The organism is Acinetobacter sp. YH12145, from assembly GCF_013418335.1.
In the GTDB taxonomy this organism is placed as follows: domain Bacteria; phylum Pseudomonadota; class Gammaproteobacteria; order Pseudomonadales; family Moraxellaceae; genus Acinetobacter; species Acinetobacter amyesii.
This window is the reverse complement of the sequence record NZ_VPCE01000002.1, coordinates 45589-66899: the sequence shown is the minus strand read 5'-3', so window position 1 is coordinate 66899 and position 21311 is coordinate 45589. Positions and strand designations below refer to the sequence as shown.

General features: G+C 39.1%; 18 protein-coding genes. 7 read left to right on the top strand and 11 right to left on the bottom strand.

The genetic code is table 11. The features are described from left to right. Positions 1 to 7: 7 nt before the first annotated feature. Together FTU80_RS01510 and FTU80_RS01505 are read right to left on the bottom strand one after the other, a co-directional pair. A complete protein-coding gene (locus FTU80_RS01510; RefSeq protein WP_180083889.1) occupies positions 8 to 913 on the bottom strand; it encodes a DMT family transporter in 906 nt (301 codons plus the stop codon). 5 nt (positions 914 to 918) lie between these two features. After that, positions 919 to 1407 carry a YaiI/YqxD family protein gene (locus FTU80_RS01505; protein ID WP_373683664.1) on the bottom strand — a complete coding sequence of 163 codons (489 nt, stop codon included), beginning with the start codon at positions 1405 to 1407 and terminating at the stop codon, positions 919 to 921. A gap of 266 nt (positions 1408 to 1673) precedes the next feature. Here FTU80_RS01505 and FTU80_RS01500 point away from each other — a divergent pair, with 266 nt between their 5' ends. Further along, positions 1674 to 2606: a hypothetical protein gene (locus FTU80_RS01500; RefSeq protein ID WP_180083887.1), complete on the top strand. Its 933-nt coding sequence runs from the start codon at positions 1674 to 1676 to the stop codon at positions 2604 to 2606. Positions 2607 to 3211: 605 nt separating this feature from the next. On the opposite strand, the gene serC is transcribed toward FTU80_RS01500, so the two are convergent. Continuing rightward, positions 3212 to 4291, bottom strand: coding sequence for a 3-phosphoserine/phosphohydroxythreonine transaminase (serC, locus tag FTU80_RS01495; RefSeq protein ID WP_078192058.1), 1080 nt, complete (start codon positions 4289 to 4291; stop codon positions 3212 to 3214). A gap of 348 nt (positions 4292 to 4639) precedes the next feature. Between serC and FTU80_RS01490 the strand changes: the two genes are divergently transcribed. The 4 genes from FTU80_RS01490 to FTU80_RS01475 are packed head-to-tail and all read left to right on the top strand — an operon-like array spanning position 4640 to position 9593. Further along, a complete protein-coding gene (locus FTU80_RS01490) occupies positions 4640 to 6127 on the top strand; it encodes a TolC family protein (RefSeq protein ID WP_180008317.1) in 1488 nt (495 codons plus the stop codon). A 21-nt stretch (positions 6128 to 6148) separates the two neighbouring features. Continuing rightward, positions 6149 to 7348: an HlyD family secretion protein gene (locus FTU80_RS01485; protein WP_373685160.1), complete on the top strand. Its 1200-nt coding sequence runs from the start codon at positions 6149 to 6151 to the stop codon at positions 7346 to 7348. Continuing rightward, positions 7348 to 8478 carry an ABC transporter permease gene (locus FTU80_RS01480; RefSeq protein ID WP_180083883.1) on the top strand — a complete coding sequence of 377 codons (1131 nt, stop codon included), beginning with the start codon at positions 7348 to 7350 and terminating at the stop codon, positions 8476 to 8478. Before FTU80_RS01485 ends, FTU80_RS01480 begins: the two co-directional genes overlap by 1 nt. Further along, positions 8475 to 9593: an ABC transporter permease gene (locus tag FTU80_RS01475; protein WP_180083881.1), complete on the top strand. Its 1119-nt coding sequence runs from the start codon at positions 8475 to 8477 to the stop codon at positions 9591 to 9593. Before FTU80_RS01480 ends, FTU80_RS01475 begins: the two co-directional genes overlap by 4 nt. Positions 9594 to 9712: 119 nt before the next feature. Here the strand turns inward: FTU80_RS01475 and FTU80_RS01470 are convergent, their stop codons facing one another. Next, entirely contained in the window at positions 9713 to 10261 is a 549-nt protein-coding gene (locus FTU80_RS01470; protein WP_180083879.1) for a hypothetical protein, read from the bottom strand. Positions 10262 to 10720: 459 nt separating this feature from the next. Between FTU80_RS01470 and gltP the strand changes: the two genes are divergently transcribed. Then, the gene (gltP, locus tag FTU80_RS01465) at positions 10721 to 12016 is read left to right on the top strand and encodes a glutamate/aspartate:proton symporter GltP (RefSeq protein WP_078190399.1); all 1296 of its coding nucleotides are present in this window, start codon (positions 10721 to 10723) and stop codon (positions 12014 to 12016) included. Positions 12017 to 12083: 67 nt separating this feature from the next. Here gltP and FTU80_RS01460 read toward each other — a convergent pair whose 3' ends face one another. The 7 genes from FTU80_RS01460 to FTU80_RS01430 form a co-directional block, all read right to left on the bottom strand. After that, the gene (locus FTU80_RS01460; RefSeq protein ID WP_180083877.1) at positions 12084 to 12527 is read right to left on the bottom strand and encodes a DUF3887 domain-containing protein; all 444 of its coding nucleotides are present in this window, start codon (positions 12525 to 12527) and stop codon (positions 12084 to 12086) included. Between the two features lie 197 nt (positions 12528 to 12724). Beyond that, positions 12725 to 13195, bottom strand: a complete 471-nt coding sequence (locus FTU80_RS01455) for a hypothetical protein (RefSeq protein ID WP_162689711.1) — start codon at positions 13193 to 13195, stop codon at positions 12725 to 12727. Between the two features lie 91 nt (positions 13196 to 13286). Then, a complete protein-coding gene (gene gyrA / locus FTU80_RS01450; protein ID WP_180083875.1) occupies positions 13287 to 16271 on the bottom strand; it encodes a DNA gyrase subunit A in 2985 nt (994 codons plus the stop codon). Between the two features lie 290 nt (positions 16272 to 16561). Next, the gene (locus tag FTU80_RS01445; protein WP_257221389.1) at positions 16562 to 17092 is read right to left on the bottom strand and encodes a hypothetical protein; all 531 of its coding nucleotides are present in this window, start codon (positions 17090 to 17092) and stop codon (positions 16562 to 16564) included. A 547-nt stretch (positions 17093 to 17639) separates the two neighbouring features. After that, a complete protein-coding gene (locus FTU80_RS01440; RefSeq protein ID WP_180009984.1) occupies positions 17640 to 18572 on the bottom strand; it encodes an FAD-binding protein in 933 nt (310 codons plus the stop codon). Between the two features lie 18 nt (positions 18573 to 18590). Beyond that, a complete protein-coding gene (locus FTU80_RS01435) occupies positions 18591 to 19343 on the bottom strand; it encodes an electron transfer flavoprotein subunit beta/FixA family protein (RefSeq protein ID WP_078192067.1) in 753 nt (250 codons plus the stop codon). Positions 19344 to 19870: 527 nt separating this feature from the next. Then, positions 19871 to 20476, bottom strand: a complete 606-nt coding sequence (locus FTU80_RS01430; protein WP_078190404.1) for a LysE family translocator — start codon at positions 20474 to 20476, stop codon at positions 19871 to 19873. 113 nt (positions 20477 to 20589) lie between these two features. Between FTU80_RS01430 and FTU80_RS01425 the strand changes: the two genes are divergently transcribed. Further along, positions 20590 to 21084 (top strand): Lrp/AsnC family transcriptional regulator, encoded by a 495-nt coding sequence (locus FTU80_RS01425; protein WP_078190405.1) that lies wholly within the window; start codon positions 20590 to 20592, stop codon positions 21082 to 21084. The last annotated feature ends 227 nt before the right edge of the window (positions 21085 to 21311 follow it).

Genomic DNA, 21311 nt, shown 5'->3' with positions numbered 1-21311 from the left:
TTTTTAATCAATGTTTTAATTTGTGGGCGAGCTCTCTGTTCGCCCGAAAATCTTTATAAAAATAAACAAACAAGCCTGATAATAGAATCACAGCACCAAGTAAAACCATCAATGATAATTTTTCATCATTCAGTAAAGCACCAAAGAGCATAGCAAGCATGGGTGTGAGTACCGTTGTTAAAGACAAAGTTGTCGCCTTGATGTTTTGTACCAGTTTGAAATAACAAAACATGGCAATTAACGATGCCATGATTACCGCATAACCCAAGCCAAGTAGTGCTTTGGTCGAAGGCATCTGTGTCGGTGCATACTGCCAAATAAACGGTAGCATTGCAGCAGAAAATAGTGCTGAGATAAGAATCGAACCCGTGGCTTGAGACATGGGCTGCAATGGCGTATTGACTTTTTTCACCCAAAAAATCGACATACAGTAGACGAATACGCTCATTAACATTAAGACGATGCCAACAGGCTGTACGTGCTGATCACTGCCGCCTAAGCAAATAATGGCTAAACCACAGACGGCAATCAACATCCCAATCCATTGCAAGCGATGCAGATAGGTATGAAAGAAGAAACGACCGATCAGACCCGTCATAATTGGCGCTAAACCAAACATCAGGGCAATAATACCTGAGCTGAGATAGGCCGTTGCCATATAGGTAAAAATCTGAGAACCAATAAAACTAAACGCCCCTGCCAAATAACTGTGCAGCGAGCTTTTATCCATCGGCAGTTTATGTTTAAAAATAAACAATAATGCGACAGCCAAGGGTAATGCGATAAAAAAGCGTAATGTCAGTGCCCAAAACGCATTGATATCACTGACACTCCAAACGATGGCAAGTGGCGTGGTTGACCAAATGAACACCAACAACGCATAAGTCGTCGCTAGATTTGTTTTAGATGGCATGGTTTTTACTTCTGCGCCGTTTTACGTTTTTGCTTTTGAATGGTTTGATCTAAGCTGCTGGAAAATTCGCGCTTATCACGTTCAGAAATCGGTGCTGGACCACCGGTTTGCACACCTGCGCCCCGTAAAGTATCCATAAAGTCGCGTAAGTGTAGACGTGCTTTGACATTTGCTGTGGTATAAATCTCTCCGCGTGGATGTATCGCTATACCGCCCCGCTCAATCACTTCAGCAGCAAGTGGAATATCCTGTGTCATCACGATGTCGTGCTCTTTCATGCGCTGAATAATTTCTTTATCCGCTGCATCTGCCCCACTCATGACTTGAATCGAGTTAATTCGCACCGAAGGCGTTATCCCAACATTTTGATTGGCGACAAAAGTGACTTCTAACTTGTAACGATCAGAAGCACGAATAATTACATCACGTAAAATGCGTGGTAACGCATCTGCATCCACCCATAATTTAAATGGCAGCACTGATTTTCCATTCACTTTTAAACATGGCCCATAGTAACAAATCTACATGACAATTTGGGGATCTGCATCCGCTGAATGGATCTACATTTCTCTAATCATGAGAATCGAAAAGCTGCAAAATGACTCCAACTTGGGCTTATTTTCCAATGCTTTTACATTTAAATCCTACTGAAAACATTTTTTATGCATGATTTCATGATAAATATGACGTCGGTGACTTGAAAATTTCAAATAACCCTCGATTTATTAACTATGAAACCAACCCAATATCAATTGTGCATATGAAAAAACAAAATAGCCCTGAAATTATCACTATTGAAGATCAAACTTTTGGTAGTCATGTTGAACATTGGAATTTGCTCACCGGCAACCCGACAACGGATGTACCAGTTTGGCTGGGTCAGGCATTGGATGCACCCATTATGCCGATGGGCTTATGTGCACAAGAATCTGATATGGATCAAAGTACATGGCTGATTCAAGGTCCATCTCAAGCGTCTATTCAACTTTGCCAAGTGATTGCTGTAGAAAATAATAAACCTAAAGCCGTTAAAACTGCATTTCCAAGTTTTGATAGCCCATATAAAACCAAAGCCACCATTGAACGTATTATTACCTGTAAATCCAATACGCAAGCTGTGCTTTGCCTCGACTTAGGCGCAAATACCAGTGTGTATGCTTTTGATAGTTTATATAGCGTCAATCACGACCAATATGAAAAAGATGCAAGCTACAGTGTGCAACTCAATGCTTGGGCCTATGAACTCGAAGCTGTCGCAGAACATGAACAGCTTGTCGTTGACGATCCTGCATCGATTAAACATCATCGTGCTTTAAACGATATCTTGGCAGCAAATAATGGTATTGCCCCTGCAGACTTACACGAACAAATTAAAGCGTGGCAACCGAAGTCTGAAGATGACAAAGCACCAGTCACCGTCGATTTTTCTAAAATGGTGGCATACCTATATGGTGAAAATCTTGGACAAGAAGATGAAGCATGGTTCCAAGGGCATATAGTTGGCAAAACTGCCATGCAATTTAAAGAGCAAGACTATACGCTGTATGATGTGACCTTAATCCACGAAGAAAACCAAGAAGCGGTGATTGTTCGTGTTGCAACACGAAATCCGGCGCATAAAGATTTCAATGTTGGGCAATATATTCGTGGCAACCTGTGGATACAAGCCAATATTTACGCGAAATCTGCCTAATTTGAATTCAAAAACCCTATTTCAAATAAAAAAAGCCGCCTCAGTGCGGTTTTTTTATTTCTCGCTAATCATGTGTATTCGCTGAATATTTAAATGATTGAATATTTCTTATCCATAAACCAGTCAATATATTCTATTTTTAAATTCAAATTAAAATAACTTATCCACAATATTAAATTCAAAATAATGCTGCTAAATAAATCCATCTGCAAAGGATAAAATATAAAAATCTAATATAAATAAATAAGATAGGAAATTTATGAAACTAAATTTATCAATTCAGTTGCTTATTTTTAAATAAACTAAATAGTTTAGTAAGTTTATGGCAGATAGTACTTTATTTAATCAAATAATTATGTTAAAAATGCGTTTAAGAAATAGTAATTAACGATAAATAGATCGGAAAGAATATCTATGAAAGTCGTGCAAGAAGAAAACTTATCGCAAGTTGACCATCACATGGAATCTCGATATCAAATCGAGCCAATGTCCTGCTTATTTTTTATGTTAGGTATGCTGATTTGTGCATACGTTTTACATACGTTTATTTTTTAATCTATTCAATAAAAAAACCGGCATTTGCCGGTTTTTTTATGTCTTTAGGATTATGCGTTGCGTTTTGCAAAGTCATCCATAAAGTTAACCAGTGCTTGAACGCCTTCTAGCGGAACAGCATTATAAATACTTGCACGCATACCACCCACTGAACGGTGACCAGCTAAATTAAGCAAGTGGTTTTCTTCAGCTTCTTTTAAGAATTGTTTTTCCAATTCTGGGTTCGCCAAAGTAAATGGTACGTTCATGATTGAACGGAATTCTTTTGCAATTGGATTTGCATAAAAATCGCTTGAATCGATATAACCATAAAGCAATTCAGCTTTTGCCATATTCGCTTTATAAATTGCGTCTACACCGCCCTGCTCAAGTAACCATTCAAAAACGAGGCCAGATAAGTACCATGCATAAGTTGATGGTGTATTCACCATTGAACCATTTTTCGCTTGAGCTGAATATTTCAAGATACTTGGAATATCTGCTTTCGCTTGATCCAATAAATCATCACGAATAATCACCAAAGTTAAACCAGCAGGACCTATATTTTTCTGAGCGCCTGCATAGATTAAACCGAACTTAGATACGTCTAATGGTGCAGATAAAATGCTCGATGAAAAATCGGCAACCAATGGTTTGTCTGTTTCAGGAATATTGGCAAACTGAAGACCGCCAATGGTTTCATTATCTGCATAATGCACATAAGCCGCATCATCAGATAAGTTCCAAGTGCTTTGATCAGTAATAGCAAGTTTACCGTCAATGGTGGTACCCGCTTCAACGACATTAATGTCGCCATAACGCTGTGCTTCTTTCAACGCTTTTTCAGACCAAATACCAGTGTGGATATAGTCTGCTTTGCTGTTTTTACCCAATAGGTTTAATGGGATCGCAGAGAATTGCAGTGATGCGCCACCTTGAAGGAATAACACTTTATAGTTGTCTGGAATATTCATCAGCTTACGAAGATCAGCTTCTGCTTTCTCTGCCACAGCGACATAGTCTTTACTACGGTGGCTCATTTCCATGATCGAAAGGCCTTTGCCTTGCCAGTCAAGCATTTCAGCTTGAGCTTTTTCTAAAACGGCAGTGGGTAATGCAGCAGGACCAGCACAGAAGTTGTACGCGCGCATGAGTTTTCCTTTCAAAGTGAAACACAATAAAATGATGGCATTTAACCATATCTGACGCGTGCTTGCAGTAGTTAAAGCTGAAAATATTCCAATGCTGTCTGACATTTAAAGTCAAAATTTCAATAAAGATCAAAATTAATTCTTCTTAATTCAAATTATTAGATTTACTGATATTTTTTATCCTTGGAATTGATGCTAATTTAAGGTCTTGATGTACGAAAAATGATGTGCGCTGCAAAGATAAAATTTATTTACATATGTATATGAAACAATACAACAACTTAGTGAATTTACCCAACTTCATCACAATGACTATAATGAACCCATCCTAGCTGTGAGTGTGTTTTTATGCCTTTACCTCGAACAGATTATTCTATAAAAATTAAACATACATTTCGTTCAGGTTTACTGCTTGGCCTTGGTTGTTTCAGTGGCTTTTTTAGCCCCACGGTACTTGCGCAAAGTATCAGTTATAGCCAAGCAGAACAAAGTCTACTCACTAGTTCGTATAGTACTCAGGCCAACCAAGCGCTACAACAATCTGCCGAACTTCAAGCTCAGGCCATTAAAGGGCTTGGTTTACCTCGTGTGGATTTAAACGTCCGTGCCTATGCCTTTCATAATGAACTCGATATTCCTCTCGGTGCCCTAAAAAATAACTTAGAACAAACGCTGAGTAATGGCATTAATAATAAAATTGATGAAAGCTTACCGAGTGATTTGGCAGACCCATTAAAAGACAGTCTGCAACAGCCAATCCGTGATGGTGTCGGATTAATTCCAGATTCTTCCCAAGTGGTCTTAGATGATCAAGTGATCCGCCCTACCGTTTCCGTAATGATGCCGCTGTATACCGGTGGGTTAACGTCTAGCGCCAAGGAAATTGCCAATATCCAAGCCAAACGCAGCGCGATAAGCAGTGAACAACAACAAGATGTGCAACGTTTTGAATTAATCCAAGCCTACTTCAATGCTCAATTACAAAAAAAATTAGTCGAAAGCAGCCGCTTCAATTTAAATGCGATGCAACAACACTATGCCAATGCACTCAAAATGGAACAACAGGGTTTCATTAGCAAAGGCCAGCGTATGCAATTTGAAGTGGCGAAGAATAATGCGCTCAGAACTTTTCAAAATACTGAAGCGAATCTTCGCTCTAGCTTATTTAAGTTAAACAACTTAATGCAAAGCAGCCAAATTACTGATCTTTCAACGCCATTATTTATCAATCAGCAACACAATCAAAATATAACCGCCTTACTAAAAAGTTATCAGGATCAGTCTAGTTTGGTGCGTAAAATGCAATTGGACAGTCAATTGGCCGGTGCCAATGTGAAAGCCCAAAGCGCAGCAAAAAAACCCAACGTCTTTGCATTTGGCGAATATAGTCTCGACGATAAACAAAACTGGATCGTTGGTGTTGCCGCTCGCTACAACTTATTTTCAGGTATTGATAAAAACAAATCCGTACAAGCTGCTGAACTTCAACGCTATGCATCTGAGTTAATGACTGAGCGTACCAAACAAGAAATTGAAAGCCTGATTTATAGCTCATTTAATGAAGTCACCAGCGCTCAGCAAAGTCACCTGTTGTTACAGCAAAATCTAAAAGCCGCACAAGAAAATTTAAGAATCCAACAGCTTTCATTTAAGGAAGATATGGGAACGGCCACACAAGTCATTGATGCACAAAATGCACTGAGCGGGCTACAAAGTGAAATGGCACTCAATGCTTATAAATACGTGATGTCACTTGCAACATTGCTACAAAGTCACGGGAGCATTGACCAGTTCCAAAGCTATATCAATCAATCACACACCGATTACATCCGTTAAACTTAGACTGGGGAAATGCACATGAATCAGGATTCAACTGATCAACCAAAAGACACCTCAACTGAGGATAAATCATCTGTTACATCAACAAATGATACGGTTGTACCAAAGCCTGTTATGGAAAACAGTAGTACGCAAGACGAAATCGCGATGGATAAAAAGCCGACAGAATCTGTTAATTCAACGTCTCTAGAGCAAGACCACTCTTTCTCCCCATCAAAAGACCAACATAAGAAATCTATACTGATAAAAATTGCCGTTGGCATTATATTGATACTACTTTTGGCATTAATTGCATTTGGCTTATGGAAAAGTTATCAGCCCAAACAGGTTGAATTACAAGGTCGAGTAGAGGCAGAAACCATCCACATTAGTACCAAAGTACCCAGCCGTATCGAAGAAATATATGTGCATGACGGTGAAAAAGTACAAGCAGGTCAAGCACTGGTTCGTTTAACCAGCCCCGAAGTCGATGCAAAGAAACAACAGGCTTTAGCTGCACTCCAATCTGCGCAAGCACTGCAATCCACAGCTGAACGTGGCTCTCAACAAGAAAATATTGATAGTTTGTATGCCAATTGGCAAAGTCTAAAAGCACAGCAACAATTGGCGCAAACCACCTACCAACGTGGTCAAAACCTCTATAAAGAAGGTGTGATTTCACGACAACGCCGTGATGAAATGCAAGCTGCCGCAGTGTCTGCTGCACAAATGACAGAAGCGTCTTATCAACAATATGCGCGTGCAAAACGTGGCAGTACACCGCAACAACAAAGCTCGGCAGATGCCCAAGTCAAGATTGCGCAAGCCGCGTTGGCTGAAGCCAATGCACTTGAGGCTGAAACCAAATTGTTTGCACCCTCCAATGGCACTATTTCAAAAATCTATGGCAAAGTTTCAGAATTAGTTGCAATGGGTGTGCCCGTTGTAAGCCTGATTCAAGATGATAGCTTATGGATTAGCTTAAATGTCCGTGAAGACCAGTATGCTCAAGTGTATCAACTCAAGACCATGCATGGATTTATACCCGCACTGAACAAATCTGCCGATTTTAAAATTGATCACATAGAAGCCGAAGGTGAATTTGCAACGATTAAAACCACGCGACAAACGGGCGGCTATGACATTCGTAGTTTTAAAATCCAACTGAAACCCGCTCAGCCGATTGCTGACTTAAAAGTGGGTATGAGCGTTTTGTTTAAAATTGAAGAGCGTAAATAATGTTTAGGGGCATTCTGCGTGAGTTTCGCTATTTGATGCAGCATAAATGGGACTTGTGTATGGTCACACTTGCCCCTGCCATTGTGATTTTGCTCTTTACTAATATGTTTGCTCAAGGCAAACCAGATCATTTACCCATCGCGATCATAGACCAAGATCAAAGCAGTTTAAGCCGTAACATTACTCATTTTGCGCAGCTCAACCATACTTTAAAAGTAGCCACCATTACACCTAGTATGGACGATGCTGAAAAGCTGATAAATCAAACCCACATTTGGGGCTATATTCATATTCCTGCTGGTGCAGAGCAACGACTGGTTCAAGCAAAAGATGCAGAAATCAGCATTGCCTATAACCAAAGCTATTTTAGTGTCGGCAATAGTATTTCATCAGCCATGTTACTGAGTACACTGCAAGCCATGGCCGATTTTAGTGGTCATCAGTATTTAGAAAATACTATTCCCTACCTTGATGCACCGACGCCCAATGTCAAAATTTCACCCTTATACAATCCGGGTTTAAATTACGAGTTCTATTTAGAGCCCTACATGATTCCTGCGATTCTACATTTACTACTGTGTTGCTGTGTCGCATTTTCGGTTGGTCAAGAAATCAAATATGGCACTGTAAATCAATGGGTGAAACCGACTTCTGTCTTTCAAGCTTTAATCGCTAAAAATCTCAGTTATGTTTTCATTTTTACCGCTTGGACATGGGCGTGGATGTTTTGGCTAATCGTGTTTCGAGGTTGGTTTGTTCAGGGTTCATTATTGATAATTTTGCTCGGGCAATTGTTTTTTTATACAGCCTATGCCTTTATCAGCTCTACCGTAGTTTTAGCAACGCGTGATCTCACCAAGTCTTTTGGTTTTATTGCGGTATATGGTGGCTCATCACTGAGTTTTGCAGGGGTAACATTGCCGCTGAATAACGCACCGATGTTTACAAAGTTTTGGGCCAATATTATTCCCTATACGCCTTATGCCAAATTACAAACAGAACAATGGGTCATTGGTAGCCCAATCTCCATTTCAATCACACCGCTTGTCACCCTGATCATTTACTGTCTGTTCTATTTTGTTCTTGCCAGCTTCTTTCTACGTAAAGTACTAAAGGAGCAAGTCATATGAATGTAATCGCGTCATTTTTATCAAATTTGCTCAGACACTATATTCAAACCTTTAAAGATATTGTGAAGCACAGTTCGATTTTTACCACTTTGGTGCTTTCTGTTTTTCTTTATAGTTTTTTTTATCCCATTGCTTATCAAGCGGAACACGCAGAATCGCTCCCCATCATTGTGGTAGATGAGGAACAAAGCATACTCACCAATACGATTATTGGTGCTGTAGCCAATAGTCCCAATGTAGAAATTCGAGCTGTGACTGGTAATTTTTCTGAAGCTGAAAATATGCTCAGAAGTCAGCAAGCTGACGGGATTTTACTGCTGCCGAGTAATCTTTCAAATAGCATTCGCCGTGGTGAAACCGGTGGAATTGGTTTATATCTCAGTGCTGCAAATTTTCTAAAGACTCAAAAAATTGGCTTAGGTTTAGCCAGTTCTATGGAAAATGCCCTCGTCGAATATGCAGAAAAATTCCAGAACATATCAGATTTTAGCCCGGCTTTGTCTATCCATAAGATTCCATTATTTAATCCACTTTCAGGCTATGGCAGCTATATTTTCCCAGCGGTTGCTCCCTTAATTATTCATCAGACGATTTTATTGGGTCTATCCATGCTGATTGCGACCTATCGACAAAACACCACTTGGCGTCCGAGCTATTCACAATTAGCTGGCATCTTCTTGTGTATTTTGACTATCGGGACTTTAGGGTGCTTCTATTTATTTGGTTTTACTTTTTGGCTGAATGATTATCCACGAGGTGGAAATTTTTGGGGTATGTTCATTGCTGTACCCATCTTCCTCAGTTGTATTATTGCAATGACCCTCTATCTCGCCACTTTTCTTGACCTGCCAGAACGTGCAGGACATGTCATCGTTTTTAGTTCTATTCCGCTATTTCTACTTTCGGGAACGGCATGGCCGCATGCAGCTATGCCTGAATGGATGCAAATACTTGCTCAGGTGTTGCCATCAACCCAAGGCATACAACTGTTCCTTCAACTCAATCAGATGGGTGTGCCTACAGTAATCGTCATCCCAAAACTGCTTTATCTCACAAGTATTGGACTGATTTTTTTATGTCTTGCTGTCTGGCGTTTAAAGTTTGCCAAAAGATAAAACTGTTTGTGCTGTAAGACATGTCTGGTCTCAAGCGAAATGCGTTCAAACCTATTCATCATAGACTCGAACGCTTTGTATCTAATCATGTCTCAAATTTAAATTCTTGCTGTCATCTATTAGCTGTATGCTGTTGGCGTCACAGTCGATGCCTCATCCACTTGAATATCAAAATCATCTGCATCTGAAGTGATCTCAGTAACCAAATCATCTGATTCTTTTTCTGCAGCGTTTTCAAGCCAGAATCCTTTCACTTTATCGTCCCCATCATGACCTGCAAAGACCACACTCATATACAGTTCTTTTTGCGGATAATCATATTTATACACAATTGTTGTGGTCTTACCTTCTCCCAGCCGAGTATTTGCCATTCGCTGAATCACTTCCGCCTCAGCGCTAGGTTGACCTGCAGGAATCAGTTTTTTCATACGTGAAAACAGCTCTGGATCTGCCAGCATCGCATCACGAACATTTTCTTCAACCAATGCCAAAAAGGTGTCTTGATGGGGTTCGTGTAGCGCGACGAATAATTTTTCTGACTTCGCACGCTGTGAACTTGTCTCACTTGGCAGGCTTGATTCGAATTTTGCAATCAAGAAATCGCCGATTTTTTCACAAGCCGTTATAGGTAAGATTAAAGTGATGATGACGACTAATTTTTTCAACACCGTACAAGCCCTCTGGTTATTATTAAAATATATAAAGTTAAAATTTAGTTCGGATAATCTATGTGATTTATAGAATTTTCACTGATTTATTTGCCTCACAAGTATAAAGCAAACTTCTATATAAAAATGAAAAATACAGGCTCACATTTAGTTTTTCGATCTTTCTAGGCAAATCAGCGATTTTGTGAAGTGTTTATTAATAACTCAATTTTATTCGTTTTATAAATTAAACTTAACAATCAAATCGTTTATACGACTAAAAATGATAATTTATCGATCAAACAGTTTGGTTTTTATCAAAATCGTTGGCTGTATTCTCATATAAACTGCAAAATATTGTCGTATTTATCTCCCAAATTATTCAGAACTTTTTGTCATGGCGGATTCAGTCTGTCTGCAACATTTGTTCGTGGATGACTGTGGGCTTTTTTCTCCCAAATCTGACATAAGAGCTGATGTATGAAAAAGATTAAGGTGAGCCTTGCCTGGCAAATCGTGATTGCTCTCATTCTAGGTATACTTGTTGGTGCTTTCCTACACTATTCTCCTGAATATCGTGATGCTTTAGTTAATAACTTTTTGACTCCTTTGGGCTCAATTTTTATTAACCTTATTAAGATGATCGTTATTCCGCTTGTTGTGTCGATGCTTATTTTAGGTATTGCCAATACAAGTCACGGTAGTAACCTAGGTAAACTAGGTTTCAAAACGATTATTTATTTTGAAATCATTACCACCGTTGCTATTTTAGTGGGTTTAGTTGCAGCCAACGTATTCCAACCTGGTGCCGGCATTGATATGTCTGCATTGACGCAAGTCGATATTTCAAAGTATCAAGAAACAACACATGAAGTCAGTGAACATTCTCATGGTTTGATTCAAACAATACTTTCACTTATTCCATCTAACTTTTTTGCAGCTTTGACTAGTGGTCAAATGCTCCCAATCATCTTTTTCTCTGTGATGTTTGGCGTAGGTTTAGGTGCGCTTGATCAGGAAGTAAAACAACCTTTAATTAAAGTGTTGACCGCTGTTTCTGAAACGATGTTTAAAGTTACGCACATGATCATGATGTTTGCCCCTATTGGTGTATTCGGCTTGATTGCAGCGACTGTTGCGAATTTCGGCTTCAGCTCACTTGTGCCACTGCTTAAACTCGCAGTTTTAGTTTATGGTGCAATCTTCTTCTTTATTTTCATTGTATTAGGTGCAGTTGCTAAATTCTGTGGCTTCAGTGTTTGGGCCATTATCAAGATCTTAAAAGATGAATTGATTCTCGCCTATTCAACTGCAAGTTCTGAAACTGTCCTACCCCGTATTATGGAAAAAATGGAAGCTTATGGTGCTCCGAAACCGATTACCAGTTTCGTGATTCCAATTGGCTATTCATTTAACCTCGATGGTTCGACCCTATATCAAAGTATTGCGGCTATCTTTATTGCTCAGCTTTACGGGATCGATCTGACAATCACCCAACAAGTGATTCTAGTACTGACCTTGATGATTACCTCTAAAGGGATTGCAGGTGTACCTGGCGTTTCTTTCGTGGTCTTGCTGGCGACTCTCGGCAGTGTCGGTATTCCTCTTGAAGGTCTGGCATTCATTGCAGGTATTGACCGTATTTTAGATATGGCACGTACTGTACTGAATGTAATTGGTAACGCACTTGCGGTACTGGTGATCAGTAAATGGGAAGGCCAATTTGATACTGAAAAACAAAAAAATTATGCCGCTAATCTAAAAGATGCCGCTTAATTTTATGACATAAAAAAGGACGCTTCGGCGTCCTTTTTTACAGCTTTGTTTTATTCTTTCACCAATTTTATTTATTTTTTTCGCCAAAAACTGAAATATTAAAATCTCGAATTTTGTTACTTCCTGCGGGTTTATCAAAACTTACATCATACTGTACAAGGTTTTTATTGGTATAACCGTACTCATAAGTGACCGTATATAAAGATGGTTTTTCAGTCGATTTTTCAATGTGCTTAGCCACTATATTTTTGCGTGAGTAATCTTGTTTCGGAATACCTCGTGCAAATTTACGCAGCTCTTTTTCATTCTGTTCAAACTTGGCTTTGAGTTCTGGTTCAAAGTAGGTGTACAGCTTTTCAAAATTGCCTTCACGCAACTGATCATAGGCAGCTTGGGCAACTTCAGTCTGTTCAGCGCTTGGGTCTGGTATTGCATTTAAGGTTTTTTGACCAATTTGGTCACAGCCTGACAACGCTATGACACAACCTAGTAACAAAAAATTTGCCTTCATAACCACACTTATTCCTAATTTAAGCTTTTGAGTATATATAAAACTTCAAAGTTGATATTAAAATTAAGATATCTCTTTAACTTTTCTCTTTCCAACTTGTTGACAATACATTAAATTAAACTCTGTTCACTTACGCAAGGTAAATGAGCTTCACTTTTAATGTATTTAAATAAAGTACCACTGAAAATTCTAAGGGTTTATTTAAGTACCAACTTTAGATGACTACCGATAATTTTAGCCAAAGGATCATCTTGTTTAAATAATACGGTGTAAAATACAGTTTGCTGCTCGTATTCATACTTAAGGTTTGCTTCAATTAGTTCACCATGCACACTATTTTTAATACTTTTATATTCCAACATTTTATAATCTAAAACTTTTTCAAAATATGGAATATATGAAGATATTTCTGGTAGTAATGTTGGATCTTCTAACAAAGCTTGATAAAACTTCTCATCTGTTATTTTCTGGATTTGATCTAAATCTTTATCACGTATAGCAACATACAATTGCTCAATGTGTTTAAGTTGCAAAGGTGTCAGCTTATAAGGAATAGATGATTCTTTTTTTATACCTTCATTAAACTCTACAGACGTCGGTTCACTACATCCCATTAATGCAAAACAAATGACTATTCCTTTGGTTCTAATTAATTTTTTGAAATACATTTAAGTCACTATTCTTGTTTATATAAATTTTTGTTAATACTATTCATCTATCAAAAAGGACGCCGTAGCGCCCTCTTTTCTCAATCTTCAATTAGTCTTCTTCAGGCCCATTGAGATCTGATTCATTGTCATTTTGATCAATAATCGTTGAGTCATCTACAAGCTGCTCAGTTTCGATTGCTTCCACTTCTTCAAAAGTTTCGTCTTCTTCAACTGCTTCGATCGCAACAACACCGACCAAGATTTCGCTTTCACCTAAACGGATCAGACGAACACCTTGAGCATTACGACCTGTTTGTGCCACTTCAGACGCACGTGTACGAACCAGCGTACCACCATCTGAAATTAACATCAGCTCTTTAGACGCATCAATCGCTACCGCACCAACAAGTTCACCGTTACGTTCAGATGTTTTGATTGCAATAACACCTTTACCGCCACGTTTCTTGGTTGGGAAGTCATCTACTGGTGTACGTTTACCATAACCATTAGCTGAAGCACAAAGTACTTCACCGGTTTCCGGAACAACCACCAATGACACTATACGGCTAATGAGAGCTGAATCAGAGGTATCTTCATCATCAGACTCTACATCCGCATCCTCAGCTTCTTCAGCTTGAGCTGCTGCACCAATGGTCACGCGCATACCACGAACACCTTTGGCAGAACGACCCATTGATCGCACGTCAGTTTCGGCAAAACGAATGGCTTTACCTTCGTTTGAGAACAACATGATTTGTTGTTCGCCGTCGGTAATGGCGACACCAATTAAAGTGTCATCACCATTCAGCTCAATCGCGCGTAGACCGTTAGAACGAACATTCGAGAATTGTTCTAACTCAACACGTTTAATCGTACCGTATTCTGTTGCCATAAATACGTAGAAGTTTTTACGAACGGCTTCTGCTTGCTGTGCAAAGTCATTGATGATTTCGTCATCAAGATCAGTGGTAGAAAGCTCTAAGCCCAACTGTTTCAATTGAACACGTAATGCATCAGACAAGTCATCTGCACCGTCTTCAGTCTCAGCAAGTGCAGCTTCTAAACCAGCAAAATGACTATTAATCACTTCATTGGTTTGTAGCTGTGCATTATTGGCTTTTACAAATGCTTTAAAGTCAGCCAAGCGTTCTTTAAATTTCTTCGGCGCATCAACCACAGGTAAAATAGCGGTGATGGTTTCGTTTTCATCTAATGGCAATAAGTTCACCATCGGACGACCTTTCGCACCACGAGATGCTTGAGGTACTTCATACACTTTCAAACGATAAACTTTACCCACATTGGTAAAGCAAAGCACTGTTGCGTGGTTTGAAGTCACGATCAAATGCTGGATGTAATCGTCTTCTTTCATTGAAGTTGCAGACTTACCACGTCCACCACGACGCTGTGCAGCGTAGTCTGACAATGGTTGAGTTTTTGCATAGCCTGATTTAGAAACAGTTAGTACCATTTGCTCTTCAGGGATTAAATCTTCACGAGAGAAGTCGATACGTGATTCCACGATATCGGTACGACGTGCATCGCCATATTGTTGAAGGATTAAAGCCAATTCTTCTTTAATCACGTTCATCAATAAGTTGAAATCGTTCAAAATTGCCGTGTATTCAGCAATTTGACCAAGAATTTCTGTATATTCAGCTTGTAACTTGTCTTGTTCTAGACCGGTTAAGCGATGTAAACGAAGTTCTAAGATCGCACCTACTTGGGTTGGAGACAGACGATAAATATCACCTGTTAAACCAAATGGACGTGATGGATCTTCGCCTTCAATTTCATCTGGACGGACAGATACCGCACCCGCTTTTTCAAGCAAGGCAACAACACCACCGCCTGCCCACTCGCCCGCTTGTAAACGTTCACGCGCTTCGCTTGGGTTTGCAGATGTTTTGATGGTTTCAATGATCGCATCGATATTTGCCAGAGCAACCGTCAAACCTTCTAAGATATGTCCACGTTCACGTGCTTTACGCAATTCGAACATGGTACGGCGTGTAACCACTTCCTGACGGTGACGGATAAACGCTGCAATAATATCCTTCAAGTTCATTAACTTAGGCTGACCATTATCGAGGCAGACCATGTTAATGCTGAATGAATTTTCTAATTGGGTATTTTGGAATAAGTTATTTACAATCACTTCAGCGTTTTCACCACGCTTCAAGTCAATTGCAATACGCATCCCTTCTTTATCTGATTCATCACGAAGTTCAGAAATACCTTCAAGTTTTTTCTCTTTAACCAACTCAGCAATACGTTCAATGGTTTTTGCTTTGTTAACTTGATAAGGAATTTCAGTGAAGACAATCGTGCTACGGCCCGATTTTTGGTCTTCTTCAATGTGATATTTACCACGGATATGCAAACGGCCTTTACCAGTACGGTACGCATCGACAATGCCTGATTTACCGTAAATGATACCGCCTGTAGGGAAGTCTGGACCAGAAATATGTTCCATTAACCCTTCAATGCTGATGTGCGGATCGTTGGCATAAGCAAGACATGCATTAATGACTTCTGTCATGTTATGCGGAGCCATATTGGTTGCCATACCTACAGCAATACCAGCTACACCGTTAATCAACAAGTTAGGCACACGTGTTGGCATGACTTGTGGAATACGTTCAGAACCGTCGTAGTTGTCTTCCCACTCTACGGTATCTTTCTCAAGATCCGCTAAAAGTTCGTGGGTTAATTTACGCATACGAACTTCGGTATAACGCATTGCTGCTGCACTGTCACCATCGACAGAACCGAAGTTACCCTGACCATCAACCAATTGATAGCGTAAGCTGAAATCTTGAGCCATACGAACAATGGTTTCGTATACAGCTGAGTCACCATGTGGGTGATATTTACCGATGACGTCACCGACTACACGGGCAGACTTTTTGTAAGCTTTGTTGTAGTCATTGCCCAATTCGTGCATTGCAAAAAGCACACGACGGTGAACAGGTTTGAGACCATCTCGGACATCTGGCAACGCACGTGACACAATCACGCTCATTGCATAATCGAGATATGAGCTCTTCAGTTCATCCTCAATGGCAATCGGTCTAATTTCCGATACGCTCATGCATACTCCTTGTTATACAAGCAGAATTCTGCCCGCATTTATATATCGTAAATCTGTAAAAATTAGTTCAAAAAACACTGAACCAATATCAAAAATCAAGTCGGACAGTATAGCATAAAAACCCTGATTTTTGTGCCAATCATCTTGCACTAGAACCATGATTTTTTGTATTTATTTTAAGCATTTTGATTTTATTTGCTGTGAAAAAAACCTCTACGAATAGAGGTTGTTTAATGTTCAAAATATTTCTTTTCGTAGCTTCAAATTTAGACCCATAAATGTGATAAAAATCACTCTTTATGATATTGCATGACTTCTAATTCTTGAGGCACATGATCCTGCTGCATCCATGGGTATGCTGTTAAAAACAAACCTAAAATAAGCGGAAATTCATAAACTTCTTCGATGAAATCTTTATAAGCTAAATCGTACAAAAATAAAAAACTGAGACTTCGGCTATGCTCAACTGCATCAGAAATAAATAAGCCCAATATCACCAAGCCCAATGGCCAAATTGGTAAAGCCAAGGTTTTTAGCTTACGTACAATTTCTTGACGTAAATACGGCGAAAACAGCATAAAGACCACAAGTGCAATCATGAATACCGAAATTAAACGAAAATACGGTTTAGGCACATCAGGAAAATAGTCACGCCCCCAACTAATACTACGACCAAATAGCAACAACCACCATGCAACAGCCCACAACCAAAATTGTTTCTTTCCATCTTGCATTTCAAGTGGTCGAATATAGAAAAAAGTAAAAATCGCAAAAAACAGCAATAACAATGCTTGGACCGATTCAACTGCCGTAACAGTCATTCCATCAAATAAAGGAAAAGAGATACTTTGTAAAACAGGAAAAAGTAAACAACAGATCATCAGCACCAATACACTGATTGGTAACTGAAAATCAAATTTCAAAGGGAGACTCGGCCTAAAGGCAAGTTCAATAAAAAAGCAAAGTTAACACAAAATATACAATCCTTTAAGCTTGCTTTAAGTTTAAGATTCAAACTTGAAGGATAAATTTTATTATTTTAAACCTATGTATTTTTTATAATTTATTAATTTTCATCCTATTAACAAGCCATTGCTCCTGCTTACTTACCATTTAAGTTTTAACATACAAATAGCTTGCGCTACAGTAGTGTCTAATACCAATAATAAGAAACACTATATGAATTTTGAACTACTAAACTAAGAATCCACTACCCTCATAAGCATGAAACATCTAAGTGCAATTTATATATGTACATTTACGTATAATTAATCGATTAAACATAACCAAGAAGACCTACTAATTCTTCAAACAATAAAAACGCCCCTAAACCATAAGCTTAGGAGCGTTTTGAACTGCGTTCAGAAATTAGATTTTAGATACTAATTCTGGAACTACAGTATTCAAATCACCCACTAACCAGTAGTCAGCTACTGAGTTAATTGGCGCTTCTTCATCTTTGTTGATCGCAACGATCACTTTAGATTCTTTCATACCTGCCAAGTGCTGAATCGCACCAGAGATACCTACAGCGATGTACAAGTCAGGAGCAACGATTTTACCTGTTTGACCCACTTGCATATCGTTTGGTACGAAACCAGCATCAACTGCTGCACGAGATGCGCCTTGCGCAGCACCAAGCTTGTCCGCTAATGGATCAAGAACAGTGTGATAGTTTTCACCTGAACCAACACCACGACCGCCTGAAACAACAATACGCGCAGCTGTTAATTCTGGACGTTCAGATTTCACGATTTCTTCAGAAACGAACTTAGAAATACCAGCATCACCAGTAGATGCAACAGCTTCAACTGCAGCAGAGCCGCCTTCGCTTGCAACAGCATCAAATGCAGTACCACGAACAGTCGCAACTACAACAGACTCGCCAGACTCTACAGTTGCAATCGCGTTGCCTGCATAGATTGGACGTTTGAAAGTTTTAGGACCTTCAACAGCAATGATGTCAGTGATCATGCTTACGTCAAGTAGCGCAGCAGCACGTGGAAGTACGTTTTTGCCTGTTGTCGTAGAAGCAGCAAGGATGTGAGAATATCCCGCACCGATAGAAGCAACTAATTTAGCAACGTTTTCAGCCAATTGATTAGCATAAGCTGCGTCGTCAGCAAGCAATACTTTGCTTACACCCGCAACTTTAGCTGCTTGGTCTGCAACTGCTTGAGCGCCTGAACCAGCTACTAATACAGTGATATCACCACCGATTTTTTGCGCTGCAGCAACAACGTTAAGAGTTGCACCATTTAGTGCTTTGTTGTCGTGCTCAGCGATAACTAAAATACTCATGATTTTTATCCTTCTGTATTAGATCACTTTCGCTTCGTTTTTCAATTTATCTACAAGCTCGTCTACAGACTTCACTTGTACGCCCGCTTTACGTTCTGCAGGAGCTTCAACTTTAACAGTTTTAAGCTTAGTCGCAGGTGAAACGCCATAATCAGCAGGTGACTTAGTATCAAGCGGTTTTTTACGCGCTTTCATGATGTTTGGAAGAGCAGCATAACGTGGCTCATTCAAACGCAAGTCAGTGGTGATAATTGCAGGAAGTGCAAGTTCAACAGTTTGTAAACCACCGTCAATTTCACGAGTCACTTGTACTTTGTCGCCTTCAACTTTAACTTCTGAAGCGAAAGTACCTTGGCCAGCACCTAAAAGCGCGCCAAGCATCTGACCAACTTGGTTAGAGTCATCATCAATTGCTTGTTTACCAAGAAGGATCAATTGAGGTTGTTCAGCATCTACAACACCTTTTAGGATTTTTGCAACTTCAAGTGCACCTAACTGGCTGTCGTCAGCTTCAACAAGGATACCGCGGTCTGCACCAAGCGCCATAGAAGAACGGATTTGTTCTTGAGCTTCTTTAGGACCAATAGAAACAACAACGATTTCTGAAACAGTTCCTTTTTCTTTTAAACGAACCGCTTCTTCCACTGCGATTTCACAGAATGGGTTAATTGACATTTTAACGTTCGTTAAGTCAACACCACTGTTGTCCGGCTTAACGCGAACTTTAACGTTGGCATCAACCACACGTTTTACAGCAACAAGAGCCTTCATGTAATCCTCGGCTGTTTTAGCAAATGTAAATGTTGAGAAAAGTTATATTAACTCTTCACTTTAAATTTTTTAGGTGCCCTATCTTGCAATGTGTACGGCATTTCGGTCAAGTCACAATTATCGAAAGACCTGTAAAAAAGCGTAATTTCCTTGAACTTATCGTTCACATTTTTTAAAGAATGCTTCAGTTATTCAAAAAAACGCATTATTCAGTTATTTTTTAAGCATTGATTTTTATTATTTTTTTACTTGATTTAGCTCATCAAAAGATCTGATTTAATATCAATTTTCGATCAATCTTTCTGAAATAGAGCTTTCTCTCTACACATTCGGCAACATATCTAAACTTGTCATTTAAGATAGAAGCATAATGAATTTAGTGCTGATTTCACTTTTCTGAAGCTAATTGGCGTGTTTTTCCCCCTCTTCTTATTCTTAATATCTGTCAATATTCAGCACAGATAAAAAAACCTCCGCTTTCGCGAAGGTTTTAGTTAAGGCATTTAGCCCAATTTACATTTGCTGTTTTAATTGGCAATTAACCATGTCGCAGCAAGAGCCAACAAACCACCTGATGTACCATCAATCCACTTTTGTTTGCGTTCATCAATTTCAGTTTTTTGTGTAATACGTGCAAAGACCACACTCAAACTACAATACACCACAAAAATCAGCCCAATAAAAATGAAGGACAAAATCAAACCTTGGCTCACAGTATTCGCTGATTTATCGATAAATTGCGGCAAAATTGCAAAATAAATCAACATACCTTTCGGGTTCAGTAAAGCCGTAAAAAAGCCTTTTTTAATCGGGTTGGACGCTGACTTTTTCTCAATACTTAATTTTTTACTGCTAAATACTGAACGCAGTAAATGCGTTGCCAAATATAAAAGATAAGCAATCCCCAACCAGCGGATTGTTTCAAACAGTAGTGGAAATGACACGATAATCGCAGCAATACCCAATGCCACCAAAATCGAGTGAACCAAGTAACCTGAACACACACCTACTGTTGCCATCATGCCTGCTTTTGCATCCTTACCCATCACTTGTGACAGGATAAAAAGCATATCGGGTCCTGGTGTGAAAATAAGGGGAATTACCGTTAAGGCAAACAAAGCAAATACAGACATTTCAATTTTCCCTTTCTATATCCTGAAAGTGAAATTAGTATGTTTGAATCGCTTTAAAATAGGATATCAAATATTCTACAATAGATATTATTTTTAGAATTATATTCTATTTTATGAAGACATCTTCTAAGTCAATTCTAGTTAAACTAGATCGTATTGATAAAAATATCATTCGCGCACTTCAAAATAATGGCCGCATGCAAAATAATGACTTAGCCAAGGAAATCGGACTCTCTCCTTCTTCTTGTTTACGTCGGGTCAAATTACTCGAAGAAGCAGGTGTGATTCAGAATTACACCACCGTGGTCGATCCACAAAAGATTGGCTTTCAATTGATTTTATTCTCTCGTATTTGGCTGACTGGGCAAGATGCTGAAACCATCGATACTTTTATCGAAGCGATGAAAGAACTTCCTCAAGTCATGGAGTGCTACATTATTTTGGGTGAGTGCGATGCAATGCTCAAAGTTGTAGTTCCTGACCTAGAAAGTTACCGCAAATTTCAATCTACTCACTTAACCAAGAAAAATGGCATCACTAGTGTAAAGACTGATTTACCTAGCCAAATCATCAAACAAAGCTTCCAGTTACCGTTAGAAGATTTGTAACCAAACAATTGATCTGCCAACGAGCAACTCAATCATTAGAAACGACGAGGCTGAAACTACAAGCTTGGCAATGTAGTGACGGATTACCTTCACAGCCTCGAATGCAAATACCTAGCTATGCGGTATTTCATTATATTTTAAGCAAAGAAAAAAAATGATTTGCTGCAAATGAACAAACACAATCTAAGGAGCCTTTGAGCTTAATTTCTTAAACAAGAATACAACTG